Source organism: Haemophilus influenzae, from assembly GCF_019703545.1.
Taxonomy (GTDB): domain Bacteria; phylum Pseudomonadota; class Gammaproteobacteria; order Enterobacterales; family Pasteurellaceae; genus Haemophilus; species Haemophilus influenzae_E.
The window spans coordinates 1,763,024-1,781,524 of sequence record NZ_AP018771.1; the positions used below are offsets into that span (position 1 = coordinate 1,763,024).

The 18,501-nt window shown below is 37.2% G+C and carries 16 protein-coding genes; 1 reads left to right on the top strand and 15 read right to left on the bottom strand.

From position 1 onward, the window contains the following. Positions 1-11: 11 nt before the first annotated feature. From K6J66_RS08910 to K6J66_RS08975, 14 genes are all read right to left on the bottom strand, one after another. Positions 12-776 (bottom strand): cell division protein FtsQ/DivIB, encoded by a 765-nt coding sequence (locus K6J66_RS08910; RefSeq protein WP_038440021.1) that lies wholly within the window; start codon positions 774-776, stop codon positions 12-14. Next, a complete protein-coding gene (locus K6J66_RS08915; protein ID WP_038440022.1) occupies positions 776-1,696 on the bottom strand; it encodes a D-alanine--D-alanine ligase in 921 nt (306 codons plus the stop codon). Before K6J66_RS08915 ends, K6J66_RS08910 begins: the two co-directional genes overlap by 1 nt. 70 nt (positions 1,697-1,766) lie before the next feature. Then, entirely contained in the window at positions 1,767-3,194 is a 1,428-nt protein-coding gene (murC, locus tag K6J66_RS08920; RefSeq protein ID WP_038440023.1) for a UDP-N-acetylmuramate--L-alanine ligase, read from the bottom strand. Positions 3,195-3,330: 136 nt separating this feature from the next. Next, positions 3,331-4,386 carry an undecaprenyldiphospho-muramoylpentapeptide beta-N-acetylglucosaminyltransferase gene (gene murG, locus K6J66_RS08925; RefSeq protein ID WP_038440024.1) on the bottom strand — a complete coding sequence of 352 codons (1,056 nt, stop codon included), beginning with the start codon at positions 4,384-4,386 and terminating at the stop codon, positions 3,331-3,333. Positions 4,387-4,397: 11 nt separating this feature from the next. Next, positions 4,398-5,582, bottom strand: a complete 1,185-nt coding sequence (gene ftsW / locus K6J66_RS08930; protein ID WP_005651826.1) for a putative lipid II flippase FtsW — start codon at positions 5,580-5,582, stop codon at positions 4,398-4,400. Between the two features lie 22 nt (positions 5,583-5,604). Next, positions 5,605-6,918 (bottom strand): UDP-N-acetylmuramoyl-L-alanine--D-glutamate ligase, encoded by a 1,314-nt coding sequence (gene murD / locus K6J66_RS08935; protein WP_038440026.1) that lies wholly within the window; start codon positions 6,916-6,918, stop codon positions 5,605-5,607. 112 nt (positions 6,919-7,030) lie between these two features. Further along, positions 7,031-8,113: a phospho-N-acetylmuramoyl-pentapeptide-transferase gene (gene mraY, locus K6J66_RS08940; RefSeq protein ID WP_005651824.1), complete on the bottom strand. Its 1,083-nt coding sequence runs from the start codon at positions 8,111-8,113 to the stop codon at positions 7,031-7,033. Beyond that, the gene (gene murF / locus K6J66_RS08945; protein WP_038440027.1) at positions 8,107-9,480 is read right to left on the bottom strand and encodes a UDP-N-acetylmuramoyl-tripeptide--D-alanyl-D-alanine ligase; all 1,374 of its coding nucleotides are present in this window, start codon (positions 9,478-9,480) and stop codon (positions 8,107-8,109) included. The genes mraY and murF overlap by 7 nt, the downstream gene beginning before the upstream one ends. A 13-nt stretch (positions 9,481-9,493) precedes the next feature. Next, positions 9,494-10,960, bottom strand: a complete 1,467-nt coding sequence (murE, locus tag K6J66_RS08950; RefSeq protein ID WP_110442526.1) for a UDP-N-acetylmuramoyl-L-alanyl-D-glutamate--2,6-diaminopimelate ligase — start codon at positions 10,958-10,960, stop codon at positions 9,494-9,496. A 9-nt stretch (positions 10,961-10,969) separates the two neighbouring features. Then, the gene (locus K6J66_RS08955; protein ID WP_005647598.1) at positions 10,970-12,802 is read right to left on the bottom strand and encodes a penicillin-binding transpeptidase domain-containing protein; all 1,833 of its coding nucleotides are present in this window, start codon (positions 12,800-12,802) and stop codon (positions 10,970-10,972) included. Positions 12,803-12,813: 11 nt separating this feature from the next. After that, positions 12,814-13,137: a cell division protein FtsL gene (gene ftsL / locus K6J66_RS08960; RefSeq protein WP_005647600.1), complete on the bottom strand. Its 324-nt coding sequence runs from the start codon at positions 13,135-13,137 to the stop codon at positions 12,814-12,816. A gap of 2 nt (positions 13,138-13,139) precedes the next feature. Further along, positions 13,140-14,105, bottom strand: a complete 966-nt coding sequence (rsmH, locus tag K6J66_RS08965) for a 16S rRNA (cytosine(1402)-N(4))-methyltransferase RsmH (RefSeq protein WP_006996539.1) — start codon at positions 14,103-14,105, stop codon at positions 13,140-13,142. Between the two features lie 30 nt (positions 14,106-14,135). Next, positions 14,136-14,591: a division/cell wall cluster transcriptional repressor MraZ gene (gene mraZ / locus K6J66_RS08970; protein ID WP_005661293.1), complete on the bottom strand. Its 456-nt coding sequence runs from the start codon at positions 14,589-14,591 to the stop codon at positions 14,136-14,138. 201 nt (positions 14,592-14,792) lie between these two features. Then, the gene (locus K6J66_RS08975) at positions 14,793-16,379 is read right to left on the bottom strand and encodes a carbon starvation CstA family protein (RefSeq protein ID WP_038440030.1); all 1,587 of its coding nucleotides are present in this window, start codon (positions 16,377-16,379) and stop codon (positions 14,793-14,795) included. Between the two features lie 196 nt (positions 16,380-16,575). On the opposite strand from K6J66_RS08975, the gene K6J66_RS08980 reads away from it, so the two are divergent. Continuing rightward, positions 16,576-16,806 carry a zinc ribbon domain-containing protein gene (locus tag K6J66_RS08980; RefSeq protein WP_061723865.1) on the top strand — a complete coding sequence of 77 codons (231 nt, stop codon included), beginning with the start codon at positions 16,576-16,578 and terminating at the stop codon, positions 16,804-16,806. A gap of 650 nt (positions 16,807-17,456) precedes the next feature. Here K6J66_RS08980 and tal read toward each other — a convergent pair. After that, positions 17,457-18,410 (bottom strand): transaldolase, encoded by a 954-nt coding sequence (gene tal / locus K6J66_RS08985; RefSeq protein WP_038440031.1) that lies wholly within the window; start codon positions 18,408-18,410, stop codon positions 17,457-17,459. Positions 18,411-18,501: the final 91 nt, after the last annotated feature.

Sequence of the window (18,501 nt, forward strand, 5' to 3'; positions counted from 1 at the left end):
CCCAGTTATTTTTATCTATCAACCATACCTACAGCGGCACCTGCCGTATATCTTAAATCTATATAATCTATTTTTTTGTTTTCTGGCACATCAATTTGCGGATAAATTGTGACAAATCGCTCAAGTTTTGATTTCCAATCGCCACGACCTAATTTTAGCACAATATCGTTATCAAGCTGGACCTGCCACGCACCGCGATCATCAATATTGACTCCCTTTGCCATTATATTATTTGATTTTAAATTGACATAAATTTGATTCCACGTCTCAATTACCTTCAAACTCTGATAATCGGGCCCGCCCAAATAGGGCAAATTTTTTGCTGTTAAACGTACAGAGGGAAGCTGAAAAACGATACCATCAAGGGTAACAAATTGATTTTGATTCCAAAACGCAACGGGTTGATATTCCGACACCCAAATACTTAAACGATTTGGCCACATTTTTCTTACTATTGCACCTTTAACCCAAGGTAAAGCCTCAATTTGAGCTTGAATCGGTGCCACATCTTGCCCCCAAAATCCTTTTAATTCGCCCATTTTTAATAGGCTTTCTTTAATATCATTATCGGTAGTAAAGGTATTTTGTCCAACAAGTGCAAATGCGCTAATCGGCTTATCATCCATTTTTTCTAAAATGCTTTGCCAATTAAAATAAACACCAAGTAAAAAAAAGACGCCAAGCAACACCGCAAAAGCCCGAATATGAAAATAATATTTAGGCTTTTGTTCTCCAAAACGAATATTCTGTGGCGTTTTTCTTTTCAGAATGTTCATTACACACTTAGCTCCAAGATTTTCACAACAAGCTGTTCAAAAGAAATACCTACTGTCGCTGCAGATTTTGGGAATAAACTATGGCTAGTCATTCCTGGATTAGTATTAACCTCAACCAAACGGAAATTGCCTTTTGCATCACACATTACATCAATACGACTCCAACCTCGACATCCCACTGCATCATAAGCACGTTTTACTAATATTGCTAACGCTTGCTCACGTTCAGGCGTTAAACCTGCTGGGCATAAATATTGCGTATTATCAGAAATATACTTCGCTTCATAATCATAAAATTCGCCCTCTGGAACAATACGAATTGCGGGTAATACTTGATTGTCAAGCACAGGCACAGTTAATTCATCGCCAGCTAACCACTCTTCAATTAGAATGGTATTATCAAATTTAAGCGCATATTCCACCGCACTTTTTAACTCTTCTACCGCTTTTACTTTCGTTAAGCCGACGCTAGAGCCTTCTAAAGAGGGTTTAACCATTAATGGTAAACCTAATTTTTCCACAACAGACTGAGGATCTAATTCAGAAAAAGTTTCTCGGGTAACCACTTCCATATCTGCAACAGGTAAACCAAAAGCTTTCCACAACATTTTTGTACGCATTTTGTCCATGGTCAATGCTGAAGCCATCACGCCACAACCAGTGTAAGGTAAACCAATTTGCTCTAATAAACCTTGCATTGTGCCATCTTCTCCACCACGACCGTGCAAAATATTAAACACTCGATGAAAACCATCCTTTTTAAGGTTAGCAACATTATATTCTTTAGGATCAATAGGATGAGCATCATAACCTTGCTTTAATAAAGCCTCTAATACTGCGTTACCTGAATTGAGGGAAACTTCACGTTCAGCAGATGTGCCGCCCAATAACACCGCAATTTTTTCTTGTTTTAAGTTCATTTTTTATCCTGTTTTTCTTCTTATGATGATATTTTTCTAATGCTAAGATTTTCAATCAATCCATCTGGCATTAATTCTTCCAACATTCAGCCAAGCCACGAGAAATTTTACTTACACTGCCCGCACCTTGTGCCAAAATTAAATCGCCATCTTGAATAATTTGATCAAGAACGTCGCCTAATTGTGATGTGTCAGAAACCAAGATTGGATCGATTTTTCCTAAATTTCTAATTGAACGACAAAGTGATTTACTATCAGCTCCAACAATTGGTGCTTCTCCCGCTGCGTACACATCAAGCATAATTAATGCGTCCACTTGCGAAAGCACTTGTACAAAATCATCAAATAAATCACGAGTACGAGAATAACGATGCGGTTGGAAAATCATCACAATTCGTTTATCTCCCCAGCCTTCTCGCGCCGCTTTAATGGTTACGCCTACTTCTGTTGGATGATGACCATAATCATCAACTAAACGTACTTTACCATTTGGACGAATAAACTCACCTAACTGATCAAAGCGACGACCTGCACCTTGGAAATCAGCCAGAGCTTCTAAAATTGCCTCGTTAGCAATACCCTCTTCTTTTGCTACAGCAAGTGCAGCCGTTGCATTTAACGCATTATGTTTTCCTGGCACATTTAACAGTACATTAATACGTTCATTATTTGGGCAAAACACTGTGTAATGACCTTGAAAACCTGTTTGTTCATAATCTTCAATGCGATAATCTGCCTGTTCACTAAAACCATATGTAATCACTTGGCGACCAACTTTTGGCACAAGTTCCATTAAAACAGGATCATCAGCGCACATCACGGCTAAACCATAGAATGGTAAATTATGCAGGAATTTCACATAAGTGGCTTTCATTTTTTCAAAATCGCCTTCGTAAGTATCCATATGGTCTGGCTCCATATTAGTTACAACAGATACCATTGGCTGTAAATGCAAAAACGACGCATCACTTTCATCGGCTTCGGCAATTAAATAACGACTTGCCCCTAAATGTGCATTCTTACCCGCCGATTTCACTAAACCGCCATTTACAAAAGTCGGATCAAGTTTAGCTTGGGTGTAAATCATTGAAATCATTGCTGTTGTTGTCGTTTTCCCGTGTGTTCCTGCAACAGCAATACCGTGACGAAAACGCATAATCTCCGCCAACATTTGTGCGCGTTGAATCACTGGAATGCGTTTTTGTTTCGATGCAACTAATTCAGGGTTATCATCTTTTATCGCACTAGACACAACAACAACACTGGCACCTTCAATATGTTCTTCTGCATGACCAATGTAGATTTTTGCCCCAGCTTGAGCTAAACGTTGAGTGACTACGCCATCGGCAATATCTGAACCTGAAATTTGATAACCTTCATTTAATAAAATTTCTGCAATGCCGCTCATTCCCGCACCACCAATGCCAATGAAATGAATTTGCTGTACACGGCGCATTTCAGGGATAATTTTTCTAATTTCTTCGTGGGAATGTTTCATTTATTTTTCCTTTTCTCCCAATGACAAAACTCAACTAAAAGTGCGGTCAAAATTCGCAACGTTTTTATTTCTAATATTAGCACTTTTGGATATAAAAATACTTATGACTGAGGCTATTTATAAAACGCCACAACCCCTAGTTTGAATATTGTTTAATTACTTCAGCTACACGTTGTGCCGCATTAGGCATCGACATTGTTTTCGCTTTCAATGCCATCTGCAATAAATTTTCACGAGTGAAATTTTTTAAAGAATTCACTAGAATTTCAGGCGTTAAATCTGCCTGTTCTATAATTTTCGCCGCGCCAACATCTGATAAATATTTCGCATTTAAATATTGTTGGCGATCTTTATGTTGGAAGGGTACAAAAATTGCTGCGGCTCCCACTGCTGCAATTTCACATACGGTTAATGCGCCAGAACGGCAAATCACCACATCAGCCCAAGCATAAGCCTCTGCCATATTATCAATAAATTCTGTTATTTTAACTTGTTCTAAATTCTCGCCATAAAGTTGGCTGACTTCTTCTACCGCACCTTTACCTACTTGATGACGAAGCTCTAATTTATCTGCAAGCTGGGCTACTACTTTAGGTAAAGTATGATTAAGCACTCTCGCTCCTTGACTACCACCAACCACTAAGACACGTAATTTTTCCTCACGATCCGAGAAACGAATATCAGGATTTGGCACCTCAAATAAATCTTCTCGAACTGGGTTTCCTACTACTTCAGCATGAGGAAAAGCAGTTGGAAATGCCTGCAATACACAGGTTGCAATTTTACCTAATAATTTATTCGTTAAACCCGCTATCGCATTTTGTTCATGTAAAATGATTGGTACACCACAAAGTTTTGCCGCAACGCCAGCGGGGCCAGAAACATAGCCTCCCATACCAAGTACAGCGTCAGGCTTTTCTTCTTGAATAATTTTTTTTGCCTGCAACACGGCACGAAAAATGGCAAAAGGCGCATTTAACAAAGCTTTTATACCTTTACCACGCAAGCCAGAAATTTGAATAAATCGAATAGGAATACCATATTTTGGTACAAGTTGAGCCTCCATTCTATCTTTCGTACCTAACCAGCAAATATCCCATTCTTGTTTTTGTAAAGTTTGAGCAACTGCAATGGCAGGAAAAACATGACCGCCAGTGCCACCCGCCATCACTAATAATTTTTTATTTTTCATCTTTTCTATCTCTAATCATCACGCAAGCGTGCTTGACCTATACGAAATAAACGATTTTCGTGATCAATTCGCAATAAAATACCAATAGTGGCGGACATAATGATAATACTCGAACCACCATAACTCACGAGTGGAAAGGTTAAACCTTTAGTTGGTAGTATTCCAAGAGCCATACCTAAATTCACAAAGCCTTGAAAGAAAATCCAAAAACCAATACCTAATGCAAAAAAACCTCGAAAACGTTGTTCTAACATTAAGGATTCTCGTCCAATTTTCATTGCACGAAAAATTAATAAACCTAATAAAAGAATAACAATCAATATACCGATAAATCCAAATTCTTCGCCGATAATCGCCATAATGAAATCGGTATGTGCTTCAGGCAGATAATCTAATTTTTGAATTGAATTACCTAATCCTTCGCCAGTAATTTCTCCCCGCCCAAATGCTATAAGAGAGTTTGTTAATTGGAAACCAGTGCCATAAGGATCTTTAAAGGGTTCTAAAAAACCTATAAATCGCTTTAACCGATAAGAGGCGGTCAATACTAGCCAAACGAATAAGATTCCACCTAATGCTATCAATCCTACAAACTGTAAAATTTTCGCCCCTACGATAAAAAGCATCCCAGACATAATAATAAATAGCACGACTGTACTACCTAAATCAGGTTGCAATAAAAGAAAACAACCCAATACAAGCATAACAATAAACGGTTTAAAAATACTAACATGTCGCGACCGCACTTCATCATAACGACGAGTGAAATAACTTGCTAAAAAACAAGTCAAAGCCAATTTTGCAAATTCTGCAGGTTGAAAGTTTAAGATCCCCAATGAAATCCAACGTTTTGCGCCATTAACCGATGTACCGATAAAAGGGACAAGCAATAATAATATGACAGAAAATAAAAAAATTTTAGCGTGCCATTTTTCCCATTGCGAAGAAGAAATTTGTAATGAAATATAACAAGTGAGCAAAGAAAGTAGCACATAAATAGCGTCGCGTTTTGCAAAGTAAAAAGGATCATTAAATAAACGAGAGCTATAAGGAATAGAAGCAGATGTTACTGCCACTAAACCAATTAAAAGCAAAATAACAAATAACCAAAATAGTGCACGATCATACAACAAACCTTGCGGTGTGATGCGTGTCCATTCATCGTAATTTTTTTTGATGTTCTGTAAAAATTCCATCTTATTTTTATTAATGACTAAATTAGACTGAATATTGAGCTAAATGCGTAAATTCTTCGCCGCGCTTTTCAAAAGAAGCAAACTGATCGAGACTTGCACAAGCAGGCGACAATAATACCATATCTCCGCTTTGCAATGTTGGGCGTAAAAATTCTATCGCTTGTTCCATTGTTTCAAACAAATAGCTTTGTGATGAAAATTTTGCAAGCAGCGCACCATCTCGACCAAAACAATAACAAATAATGTGTGGTTGATTAATTAATTCAGCTAATTCTGAAAAATTAGCCCCTTTTCCGTCTCCGCCTAGCAACAAATGCAATTTACCCTCAATATAAAGCCCAGCCAATGCAGCAACTGTACTCCCCACATTTGTTGCTTTAGAGTCATTAATCCAACGAATGCCATTAGCTTGATGCGCTAATTGAAAACGATGATCTAACCCTTTAAAATGGCGAAGTGCGGCACGAATTGAATCTAAATTAATACCTATAGCTTGTGCCAATGCTGTTGCTGCCAAAATGTTCATATAATTATGGCGACCAACCAATGTAGCTTCTTCACAAGGTAAAATCACTTCATCTTTTACCATTAAATATTGCTTGCCATTTTCAGTTTTTAGCCAATAATCCGCACTATTTTCCGCAAAAGAAACGGTATGTTTCGCTTGATTTTCGTTTTCCCCAAAAGTCAGCCTATCTTCATTGTTCAACACACCTACTTTAGCATTATGATAAATGCGTAATTTTGCTTGGCGATAATCTTCTAAATCCATATAGCGATCCATATGATCTTCAGTCACGTTCAAGATAGTCGCAGCCGCAGCTTTTAAGCTATAAGTTGTCTCAAGCTGAAAACTAGAAAGCTCTAATACATAAAGTTCACAATCTTCATTCAACAATGACAAAGCGGGAATCCCAATATTTCCGCCCATACCAACTTTCACGCCAGCAGCTTTCGCCATTTCATAAACTAAAGTCGTCACAGTACTTTTACCATTTGAGCCTGTAATCCCCACAATTGGCTTTGTCGCTGCGCGGCAGAATAATTCAATATCGCCGATTACTTCCACTCCCGCTTTAAGTGCGGTTTGAATTTCTGGTGTTTTTACCGCAAGCCCTGGGCTAATAACAATCATATCGCTTTCAAGTAACCATTCCTGATTTAAACTACCAGTATGAAGAGGGATATTTTGAGGAAGTTTATCAATACCAGTAGGATTTTTTCGAGTATCAATCACACGAATATTAGCCTGTTGGGATAAGAGATAATCCACACAAGAAAGACCTGTTTTGCCAAGCCCAATGATCGTAATATTTTTGTTTTGATAGGCATTCATTTTATTTCTTCTTAATTACTATAAGTTTTAAATTTTGCTGATGGGAATATCAATTTATAACGTAAAAAGCTCGCTCTTTCAAAAACTGAAAGAGCGAACCTCACAACATTTATTAACGCAACTTCAAGGTTACTAATCCCATCAACACTAACATTAAGGAAATAATCCAAAACCGAATAATCACTCTTGGTTCTGGCCATCCTTTCAATTCAAAATGATGATGAATCGGTGCCATTCTAAAAATGCGTTGTTTGCGTAACTTATAAGACCCTACTTGCAAAATAACAGAGAGCGCTTCAACAACAAATACGCCACCCATTATCACAAGCAAAAATTCCTGACGAACAAGAATTGCTACGACACCCAGCGCGCCACCTAATGCTAGAGAACCCACGTCCCCCATAAATACTTGAGCTGGATAAGTATTAAACCATAAGAATCCCAAACTTGCGCCAACAATAGCTGTACAGAACACCACTACTTCAGAACTGTATTTAATATACGGAATGTGCAAATATTCAGCGAAATTCACGTTACCTGTAGCCCAAGCAATTAAAGCAAACGCACCTGCAACAAGCGCAGTAGGCATAATCGCTAATCCATCTAAACCGTCGGTTAAATTCACTGCATTACCCGTGCCAACAATCACAAAGTAAGATAACACAATATAGAACAAACCTAATTGAGGCATAATGTCTTTAAAGAATGGAATCACTAAACGGGTGGCATCAGTGTCGTGACCAAGCCAATAAAGCCAAAGGATTGCCACTAATGCCACCACAGACATCCAGAAATATTTCCAACGAGCAATCAATCCATCAGTATTTTTACGGGTAATCTTGCGGAAATCATCCACAAAACCAATTGCACCGTATCCAAATAAAACAAATAAACAAACCCAAATATACGGATTAGCAAGATTTGCCCATAATAACGTACTTACGCCAATAGAGAATAAAATCATCACACCGCCCATAGTGGGTGTGCCTTTTTTTGCAAAGTGACTTTCAGGGCCATCATTTCGCACTTCTTGGCCAAATTTTAAGATCTGCAAGCGTTTGATTACTTTAGGGCCAATCCAAAGTGAGATAAAAAGTGCGGTTAATAATGCAAGAATTGCACGGACGGTAATATAAGAAATCGCATTAAAGGCGGTTTCGTAACGAACAAGATATTCAGCAAGCCAGACTAACATTTAATTTTATCCTTTAATGAATAGATCACATCTTCCATTTTCATTGAGCGTGAGCCTTTTCCTAGCACCACAACTTTTTTATTTTGTTGTAATTGGTTTTCAATAAGTGGAACTAAGAAATCCACCATTTCAGTTTTATCCGTAAAATGCTTGCCCAAAACAGCCTCAGAAATAACCGCACTTTCATTGCCATAAGAACACACTAAATCTAAATTTACCAAATTAATATATTGTCCAACTTCACGATGAATAGCGAGAGAATTTTCGCCCAATTCTTTCATATCTGCGACACATAGAATACGGAAAGCATCATAATTTTTTAGGACATCAATAGCCGAACAGAGAGAATCTTTATTTGCGTTATAAGTATCATCTAATAACAATAAATTAGGCGTTACTTGAATAGGAAATAAACGCCCTTTCACTTGTGAACGTTGTTCTAATCCAGCTTTGACATCGGCAAGCGTAGCACCAACATTCATCGCTAGTGCGGTAGCAGCTAAAGCATTTTTTACATTATGCTCTCCAAGATAAGGCAAACTAATATCAATTTCGCCTTGCGGAGAAACTAACGTAAAGGTTGAACCTTGTTCGTTACCTTGAACATTTTTGACGGAATAATCCTTGCCGTTGAAATATTGAATGGCGTGATTGCTGATTTCTTTTTGCCAAATATCTAAGTGATTATGTTCAGCATTGATAATCGCCACACCATTTTTTGTTAAACCTCGATAAATCTCGCCTTTTGCTTGAACAACTCCCACTAAAGAACCAAACCCCTCTAAATGTGCGGGCGCAATATTATTAATCAATGCGGCATTAGGTTGAACTAATTTTGTGGTGTAATTGATTTCATTTTGATGATTTGCACCAAGTTCAATCACAGCAAAACGATGTTTTTCTGTTAAGCGAAGTAGAGTTAAAGGCACACCTATATCGTTATTGAAGTTACCATTGGTAAAAAGTACCGCTTCTGAATCTGCTGCGGTATGTTGCAAAATACTTGCCGTCATTTCTTTTACCGTGGTTTTACCAGAAGAGCCGGTCATCGCCACAGTACGTGGATTAATTTTCTCACGTAACCATTTTGCAAGTTCACCCAAGGCAATACGGGTATCCTTAACCACCAATTGTGGAACAGAAATGGATGAATTTTCTTGCTGAACAACAAGCGCAAGCGCACCCTGTGACACCGCTTGATCAAGATATTGATGAGCATCAAATTTTTCGCCTTTTAAAGCAAAAAATAAGCTATTTGATACGCTTTTTCGAGTATCTGTATTAATTTCTTCAACTTGCACATTTTCATCGCCAATTAATTTAGCTTGAAGAATCTGTGCAAGTTGTACAGTAGAGAGTTTAATCATAATTGAGTGATTATTATTTTAAGAAATCAAGTGCAATTTCTTGGTCGGAAAAATGCACAACTTCCGAACCAATAATTTGATAATGCTCGTGACCCTTTCCAGCAATTAAAATCACATCATTTTCAACCGCACTTTCAATCGCAAACTGGATTGCCTGTGCGCGATCAGGAATAATCCCCACTTTTTCCATATTTTTAAAGCCAGCGACAATATCTGCTTCAATTTGGCTTTGTGGTTCTGTTCGTGGATTATCTTTTGTCACAATAATCTTTTCAGCAAACTGCTCTGCAACCTGTGCCATTAACGGACGTTTGCCTCTATCACGGTCTCCGCCACAACCAAAGATGCACCATAATTCGCCTTGGCAATGTTCACGCGCAGCAATCAACGCTTTTTCCAACGCATCTGGTGTATGCGCATAATCTACAATAACGGTTGGTTTATTTGGATATTGAATCATTTCCATTCTTCCACATACTCCTTTTAAAGATTTCGCCGTAGCGAGTAAATTTTCCAATGGATAACCAAACGATAACAACGTGGTCATTACTAATAATAAATTACTTACATTAAAAGCACCAATTAATGGGCTATGCAAAACACCATTACCCCAGCTAGATTCAAAAGTAATATCTGCACCTTTAAAATGATAATGGATATTTATTGCTTTCATCCATTGGTGTGAACCTACTTTAAAATCCGCATTCATACTTACGGCAATAGCATCAGGTAGTTCAGTTAGCCATTGGTATCCAATTTCATCATCAGCATTAATCACTTTAATTTGGGTATCTAATTCAGTGAACAAGCGTTTCTTCGCCGCAGCATAATTTTCCATAGATTGATGATAATCTAGATGATCACGGGTTAAATTTGTGAAAATTGCTGCTTTAAAATGCAAGGCTTCTACACGATGCTGCGCCAAACCGTGTGATGAAACTTCAATAGAGGTAAAATCTGCACCTGCGTGTTTGAAAGTTGAAAGAGATGACTCAATTTCTACTGCTGAACCTGTCGTATTTTTAGCTTCTACAATTTGCCCAAAAAGTCCATTACCAATGGTTCCCATCACAGCCGCACGATGCCCCAATAATTCCACCCATTGCGCTAATAATTGAGAAATAGTGGTTTTGCCATTTGTTCCTGTAACACCAACAAGGGTTAAATTTTTAGAGGGCGAATCATAAAAAACATCAGCTAAGGACGAAAGATGACGTGAAAGTTGATGATATTTCACTACGGGAACATTCCCAATAAACTCTACAGTTAAATGCTCGCTAGATAATTCTGTCTCAGAAACCACCGCACTCGCACCAGAATGAAGAGCAGAATCAATAAATTGATTTCCATCCACCTGATGACCTTTTATCGCCACAAAAAGATCGCCAGCTTTAACCTTACGGCTATCTAACACCATATTATGGAGTTCTATATCATTCTTTAATTCAGGCAAATTAAAAAGTGCGGTGAGTTTTTTCATAATTTTTCCTTAATTCACTTTTTGATTCTTGTGTTCGCCAATATAAACAATACGTTTTGCACTTTTCGTTGTTGTGTTTTCAGCTGCTTCAGCATCTTGCGGAATAGCATTTGCACGTAACGCATAGCCCATAATGTTAGAGAATACAGGGGCAGAAACCGCACCACCATAATATTCTCCTGCTTTTGGATCATTGATCAAAACCACTAATGCATAACGAGGATCACTAATTGGTGCAATACCCGCAGTAAATGCCACATACTTATTTACATAATGTCCATTTTCAATCTTACGTGCCGTACCTGTTTTTACGCCGACACGGTAGCCTTCCACCATTGCGCGTTTATTTTTAATTGCTACTTTCTCTAAAATTCCCACAATATCTTTAGTTATTTTTTCAGAGAAAACCCGTTTCCCAATAACTGGCGGATCAACTTTAGTGATAGAAAGCGGACGATAAACACCGAAACTACCAAGGGTTGCATAGGCACGAGCAATTTGTAAAGGTGTCGCAGTAATACCATAACCATAAGCGACTGTTGCACGCTCAATATCTGCCCAGCGTTTACGATTTGCATTCAAAATCCCAACTTGTTCTCCGATCAAGCCTAAATCTGTCGGTTTACTTAAACCTGCATTTTGATAAGTTTCCATTAATGCACTAGGTGGCATACGTAGTGCAAGACGACTTACACCACGGTTACTAGAATTCATTAAAATCTCGTCTAAAGTTTGCTGAGCACGTGGTGCTACGTCCACAATTTCTTTACCGCTTAATTTAAAGGACGTAGTATCAATAATTTCATCTCGTTTAACGACACCTCGTTGAAGTGCGGTTAAAACAACGAAAGGTTTTACCGTAGAACCTGGCTCAAAAGTATCGGTAATTGCACGGTTACGCATTAACTCTGATTTCACGCCGACACGGTTGTTTGGATTATAAGAGGGCGCAGTCGCCATAGCTAACACCTCCCCAGTACGAACATCAACTAACACCGCAGTACCAGACTCCGCATTATTCTCAGACACCGCCTTTTTAATCTCACGATACACCATAGATTGCAATTTTTCATCGATACTTAAGGTAACATCTTGTGCATCATATTTTTTCTCATCGGAGATATGTTCAACAATATTCCCACGTTTATCTTTACGAACAGTACGTGAACCGTCTTTACCAACAAGCAGGGAATTAAAACTTTTCTCAATGCCTTCAATACCATTTCCATCAATATCCGTATAACCCACCACGTGTGCAGCTTCTTCTACACGAGGATAAAAACGGCGATGCTCTGTTTCTAAAATAATACCCTTAATTTTTAATCTACGAATATAGTTAGCTTTACTTAATTCAACTTGACGTGCTAAATACAAATAACCAGATTTAGAATTTTTCTCAATTTTTTTCACTAAATCATTTTCAGTCATACCTAATTCTTCGGCTAAAGCTGCAATTCGTTCTTTATCCGCAAGCGAATTTTCCTTCAACATCGTTTTTGGATCTGCCACAATCGCGCTCATCGGCACGCTTACAGATAAAAGCTGACCATTACGATCTAAAATAGAACCACGCACCGATAATACTTCATCTTTACGCAAAGAACGCTTATCCGCTTCATTTGATAACGTATCGGCATTAATAGATTGAACATAAGCTGCTCGTGCGACTAAAGCACACAGACCAAGTAAAATAAGAACCGTAGAAAGCATATAACGTCCACGCATAAAGCATTTTTCAAACACCTTTTGAGGCTTGTTTTGCTTTACAGTTTCAGGTGCGGTCAATTTTCTAATTGTTTTTTTTGACTTACCTGATTTACGCGAGGAATTAAATTTCACCATTTTTTTACCTATTATTCTCTAATTTCAACTTCTTGCTCTGAAGAAACAACTTTCATTTTTAATGTACTAATCGCAATAGATTCTACACGCGTGCTATCCCCTTCCGTAGCTTCCTGCACTTGTAAATTACGGTATTCATTCTCAAGTGCTTGACGCTGTAAAATTAACATTCCATTTTCAGAAATTAGTTGGCGAGTTTTATGGGTTATCCAAATCGTTCCCATTGCAGAAACTAAAATCCCTATTAACAGCAACACCACTAACTTATTTGAAGAAAATAAATCTTCGACTAAAATCTGCTGTAACGGATAACGAGGCTTATTATTTTCAGACATCGCTAAATTCTCTCTGCCACACGTAATATGGCACTTCTTGAACGAGGATTTGCTTGAATTTCTGCATCACTTGGCTGAATGGCTTTACCAATAATTCTTAATTTTTGATTACGCTGAATTTGATCTTCTCGCAATGGTAAACCTTTGGGAATATCCTCGCCCTTACTTTGTTTTTTCATAAAATGTTTCACCATTCTATCTTCTAAAGAATGGAAACTAATAATTGATAAACGACCTTCTGGTGCTAACATATCTAACGCAGAATTAAGCAGACTTTCTAATTCATCTAATTCCGAATTAATAAAAATACGAATAGCTTGGAAACTACGCGTCGCAGGATGTTTATGTTTATCTTTAAAAGGAACTGCCTGTGAAATAAGTTCCGCCAATTGACTGGTACGTGATAAAAATTCTGTGCCATTTTTTACCGCACTTTTATTGAAATCAACAATAGCAGTGGCAATACGTTTAGCGAAACGCTCTTCGCCAAAAGTTTTCAACACCCAAGTTAAATCCTCAATGGACACTTGTTTTAACCATTCTTCAGCAGATAAACCTTGAGTTGTATCCATACGCATATCAAGCGGGCCATCTTTCATAAAACTAAAACCACGTTCTGCTTCATCAAGCTGAGGGGAAGACACACCAAGATCAAGCAAAATACCGTCAATTTTGCCCACTAAATTTAATTTGTCACAAATTTCAGGAATATGCGAAAAGCTGTTATGTTCAATCTGAAAACGCGAGTCTTGGATTTTGTGTGCTTCTGCAATAGCACGAGGATCGCGATCTACAGCTATCAAACGACCATTAGAAGAAAGTTGAGAAAGGATAAACCGAGAATGCCCCCCACGCCCAAAAGTACCATCAATATAAATGCCATTCTCCTTCAATGCCAAGCCATTCACGGCTTCGTGAAGTAAAACTGTAATATGTTCAGATGAAGAAAAGGAATTTTCGCTATTCATAAATTTAAGATAAAAGTACTACATTATTTTCTATAATGAGAAATCATTTAACGCATCAGCAGCAAAATCTGCACTGGAGCCAATTTCTATATCCTCTGCAATTTGAGTATGCCATTCTACATCGCTCCAAATTTCAAATTTATTAAGTTGCCCTACCAACATTAAACCTTTTTCTAATTTTGCGTGTTGGCGTAATGGCCCACTAAGCAAAATACGACCCTGAGCATCCATCTCACATTCAGTGGCATGACCAAGCATTACTCGCTGCAAACGGCGTTGGGTAGGATCAAAGTTAGAAAGTGCGAGAAGTTTTTGTTCGATTTTTTCCCATTCATCAAGGGGATAAAGTAAAAGACAGGATTGGCGAATATCTACAGTACAAACCATTTGCCCTTGGTTCTTTTCAAGAATTTCAGCGCGATAGCGAGTTGGGATCGCTACACGTCCCTTAGAATCTAAATTAACCGCCGTTGCACCACGAAACATATTACACCTTAAAAATTGAACTTATTTTTAGAAAATCTCTAAAAATCTCCACAAAACACCACTTTTCTCCACTTCTAGCAAGTTTATAATTTGTTCGCTCAACTTGCAAGTAATTCCACATTAAAGCAACTGATTTTTATCAAAATAAAAAAGCCGTTTGAATAAACAATTCAAACGGCTTTTTTCATCAAATTTTATTGACTAATTATTTATATAAGCTTCTTCATCTCGCGTACCTAATGGTTTAAGCATTGTGAAGAACAATACGATACAAACGATGGTTGTTGCTAAACCAAGATACACAGAAAGCTGATAATCTAAGCCGAAACCAATTTTGTTGTAGAACAAATAAGTTGCACATACTGTTGTGATAAACCACGCAGGAAGAGACGCAACCCAGTGGAATTTATGATAACGATATAAATATCCCGCTGCAGTCCATAACATTACCATTGCTGTCATTTGGTTTGCCCAAGTGAAATAACGCCATAATACGCTGAAATCAATGGTTGAAATAAAATAACCTAATACAAACAACGGCACAGCAATTAATAAACGTTTAGGTAATGAACGTTGATCAACATTAAAAATTTCGGCTATCTGTAAACGCGCAGCACGGAATGCCGTATCGCCAGAAGTAATAGGAAGAACAATCACGCCTAATATGGCAAAAATACCACCAATAAAACCTAAGAAATGTAACGAACTATCATACACAACTTTAGATGGAGAACCTGCTGAAATTGCATCTTGTAACGCTTGTGGATTTTCATAGAATGCAAGACCAACCATACACCATACTAATGCAATTACCCCCTCAGTAATCATTGCACCGTAGAAAATGAAGCGACCTTCACTTTCATTTTCTGTACAACGCGCCATTAATGGAGTCTGCGTTGCGTGGAAACCTGATAATGCACCACAAGAGATAGTTAAGAATAAAAGTGGCCAAATTGGAACATCACCTTTCACTTGGAAATTTTGTGTAAATTTCGCCCAAGTTAAACCCTCGCCATCAGCATTGATTGTACGGAAAAACTCAATTGGATCTGTTGCACTAAAATGTGAAACAACTAATCCGTATACCATACCAACTGACATAAAGAGTAATAACGCACCAAAGAGTGGATAAATTCGACCAATAATCTTATCAACTGGAAGTAAGGTTGCAAGAATATAATAAGCAAAAATAATTGCTGTCCACACAGCAACCACTGTTGCTTTATCCATTCCCCATACTTTAATCCCACCAGCTTCAACAGAATGATGAACTGCCTCTGCATCACCAAGCACTAACGCACCTTGCGAAGCACCAAATACATCCATTGTAATGGTACCCATCAATTGAGCTGGGCTTGCCACAAACACAACACCGACAAGTAAAAGCAACACAAGTGCTAATGTATTGATAAAGACTTTAACGGGACGGCCTAAAAACTTACCCGCCAAATATGGCATTGTTGCGCCACCGTGACGAATACTTAACATACCACAGAAATAATCGTGTACTGCGCCAGCAAAAATACAACCAATAACAATCCAAAGCATTGCAACAGGTCCATATAATGCACCAAGAATAGGGCCAAAAATAGGACCTGTTCCCGCAATATTTAATAATTGAATTAGCCAAATTTTCGTTTTAGACATTGGCATATAGTCCACACCATCATTTACTTGGTAAGCAGGTGTTTGACGTTTTGGATTAATCACAAAAATTTTTTCGATAATTTTTCCATAAATAAAGTAACCGATAATCAACACGGCTACACAAAAGAAAAACCATAACATAGGAAGGCTCCTCAAAAAATAAAGTAAAAGTATTTATATGCCCTAAACAAGCGGCTGTATTCTATTTCAAATTACGTCAAATCAAAATTGAATTTAAAGATTTTTATAAGATTTGTGACTTGTATCACATTTGTAAAATCTAAAACATCCATTAAAATGCTAATAAATAAGTAATTGAATAGGTATAAAAGCAAATATGTCCTTAACAAGATGCCCTGAATGCAGAAAAAAGATTAGTGAAAATGCAAAAAATTGCCCTAATTGCGGCTTCTCTTTCAAACAAAAAGATCTAGAGATGTACAAACAAAGATTAGAAGCTCGACGTTTACATAATGAAGAAGTCAATCGTAAAAGCACAAAACTCCACATAATTTGGTTTTGCATCTTTGCAATTTTTATCGCAGTCACAAGCTGGATGGTAAATTAATCTATCAATGATAAATTTATTAAGGAGTTACTATTAACTCAAAAAGCTGATAAAAATTATAATTCTATTTATAACTTACAATGGCTTGATGAAAATACATCGAAAAAAGATGCTTCTCTTGAAGAATGGGTAAATAAAAATACAAAATCTAATATAACCTCTTTTCTCGACAACCATCTTTATACCTGATGTGAACTTATCTATTGGTAATTTTGCTCAATTCTTTGAGGAAAGAAAAATTATCTTAATTAAGAAATTAAGTGATTTATTAAGCTAATTTATAATCATATATCAAATGGTAATCATTCCAGAATGTATAAAATATTGGGAAGACTACCACTTTTCTCTGATATTATCGCAAGTTAAAATTCTAACTACTAATTTAGTATAAATTAGAAATATAATTTATCTTTATTAAAATATTTTTATAATAAATTTCATCTATTTTGTTATGAAAATGTATTACTTAATAATATTTCTGTAACCATTATCTATCGCTGCTAGGAGTAAATAAACAAAAATACACCGAATTTTTACCGCACTTTTATATCTTAATAAATAAAAAATCTGCACTCAAATTAGTTAAATATTTTCTTTAACTAATTCAAGAGCAGATTGAAGTGCGGTTATTTTTTATATTGAATTATAGATTAAAGTTTTGCTGAAAGCATGGTTTCCAATTTTTCTTGGTCAATAGCAAATTTACGAATACCCTCTGCTAATTTTTCAACAGCCATAGCATCGCTGTTATGTTGCCAGTAGAACTCAGCTTCTGTTAATGGTTGTGGTTTCGCTTTTACTTCGCCTTTATATTCTAGTTTGCGTACAAGTGCGGTTGAATTTTCTTGTAATTCTTTCAGTAATGCTGGTGCAATGGTTAAACGATCGCAACCTGCAAGTTCAGTAATTTCGCCTACATTACGGAAACTTGCGCCCATCACAACGGTGTTGTAGCCATATTCTTTGTAGTAATTGTAAATTTTGGTGACCGAAATAACGCCTGGATCTTCTGCTGGCGCATATTCTTTTTTGTCGGAGTTTGCTTTGTACCAGTCTAAAATACGACCTACAAATGGCGAAATTAAGTAAACGCCTGCTTCTGCACAAGCACGAGCTTGAGCTTCAGAGAATAATAAGGTTAAGTTACAGTTAATGCCTTCTTTTTCAAGGATTTCTGCAGCTCGGATACCTTGCCATGTCGAAGCGATTTTAATCAAAATACGATCATTTGAGATGCCTGCTGCATTATAAAGTACGATTAATTTACGCGCTTTTTCAACCGTTGCTTGGGTATCGTAAGAAAGGCGAGCATCCACTTCAGTAGAAATACGTCCTGGAACAATTTTTAAAATTTCTAAGCCGATGTTTACCGCTAATTTATCTTCTGCATCAATAAGTTGCTGTGCTTTATCATTGCTTTGAGCTTTTGCATAAGCTACCGCTTCATCAATTAATGGCGCATATTGTGGAAGTGCAGATGCGCTTAGAATTAATGATGGGTTTGTTGTTGCATCTTGTGGTTGGTATTTTTTGATTGCATCAATATCGCCAGTATCAGCTACGACGACGGTCATATTACGCAGTGAATCTAACTGTGTTGTCATTGTATTCTCCTTGAATGGACTTGTTTAAATCTAATCAGGTTACGATAGCACAATTAGCATTAAAAGGGTAATTTATGTAGGAAAATATTTA

Excerpts from the sequence above, each read along its gene's own strand:
- tal (WP_038440031.1), bottom strand. The coding sequence starts at position 18,410 with ATGACAACACAGTTAGATTCACTGCGTAATATGACCGTCGTCGTAGCT.
- mraZ (WP_005661293.1), bottom strand. The coding sequence starts at position 14,591 with ATGTTTCGTGGTGCAACGGCGGTTAATTTAGATTCTAAGGGACGTGTA.
- rsmH (WP_006996539.1), bottom strand. The coding sequence starts at position 14,105 with ATGAATAGCGAAAATTCCTTTTCTTCATCTGAACATATTACAGTTTTA.
- K6J66_RS08955 (WP_005647598.1), bottom strand. The coding sequence starts at position 12,802 with ATGGTGAAATTTAATTCCTCGCGTAAATCAGGTAAGTCAAAAAAAACA.
- ftsL (WP_005647600.1), bottom strand. The coding sequence starts at position 13,137 with ATGTCTGAAAATAATAAGCCTCGTTATCCGTTACAGCAGATTTTAGTC.
- murD (WP_038440026.1), bottom strand. The coding sequence starts at position 6,918 with ATGAATGCCTATCAAAACAAAAATATTACGATCATTGGGCTTGGCAAA.
- murC (WP_038440023.1), bottom strand. The coding sequence starts at position 3,194 with ATGAAACATTCCCACGAAGAAATTAGAAAAATTATCCCTGAAATGCGC.
- mraY (WP_005651824.1), bottom strand. The coding sequence starts at position 8,113 with ATGTTAGTCTGGCTTGCTGAATATCTTGTTCGTTACGAAACCGCCTTT.
- ftsW (WP_005651826.1), bottom strand. The coding sequence starts at position 5,582 with ATGGAATTTTTACAGAACATCAAAAAAAATTACGATGAATGGACACGC.
- K6J66_RS08980 (WP_061723865.1), top strand. The coding sequence starts at position 16,576 with ATGTCCTTAACAAGATGCCCTGAATGCAGAAAAAAGATTAGTGAAAAT.
- K6J66_RS08975 (WP_038440030.1), bottom strand. The coding sequence starts at position 16,379 with ATGTTATGGTTTTTCTTTTGTGTAGCCGTGTTGATTATCGGTTACTTT.
- murE (WP_110442526.1), bottom strand. The coding sequence starts at position 10,960 with ATGAAAAAACTCACCGCACTTTTTAATTTGCCTGAATTAAAGAATGAT.
- murF (WP_038440027.1), bottom strand. The coding sequence starts at position 9,480 with ATGATTAAACTCTCTACTGTACAACTTGCACAGATTCTTCAAGCTAAA.
- K6J66_RS08915 (WP_038440022.1), bottom strand. The coding sequence starts at position 1,696 with ATGAACTTAAAACAAGAAAAAATTGCGGTGTTATTGGGCGGCACATCT.
- K6J66_RS08910 (WP_038440021.1), bottom strand. The coding sequence starts at position 776 with ATGAACATTCTGAAAAGAAAAACGCCACAGAATATTCGTTTTGGAGAA.
- murG (WP_038440024.1), bottom strand. The coding sequence starts at position 4,386 with ATGAAAAATAAAAAATTATTAGTGATGGCGGGTGGCACTGGCGGTCAT.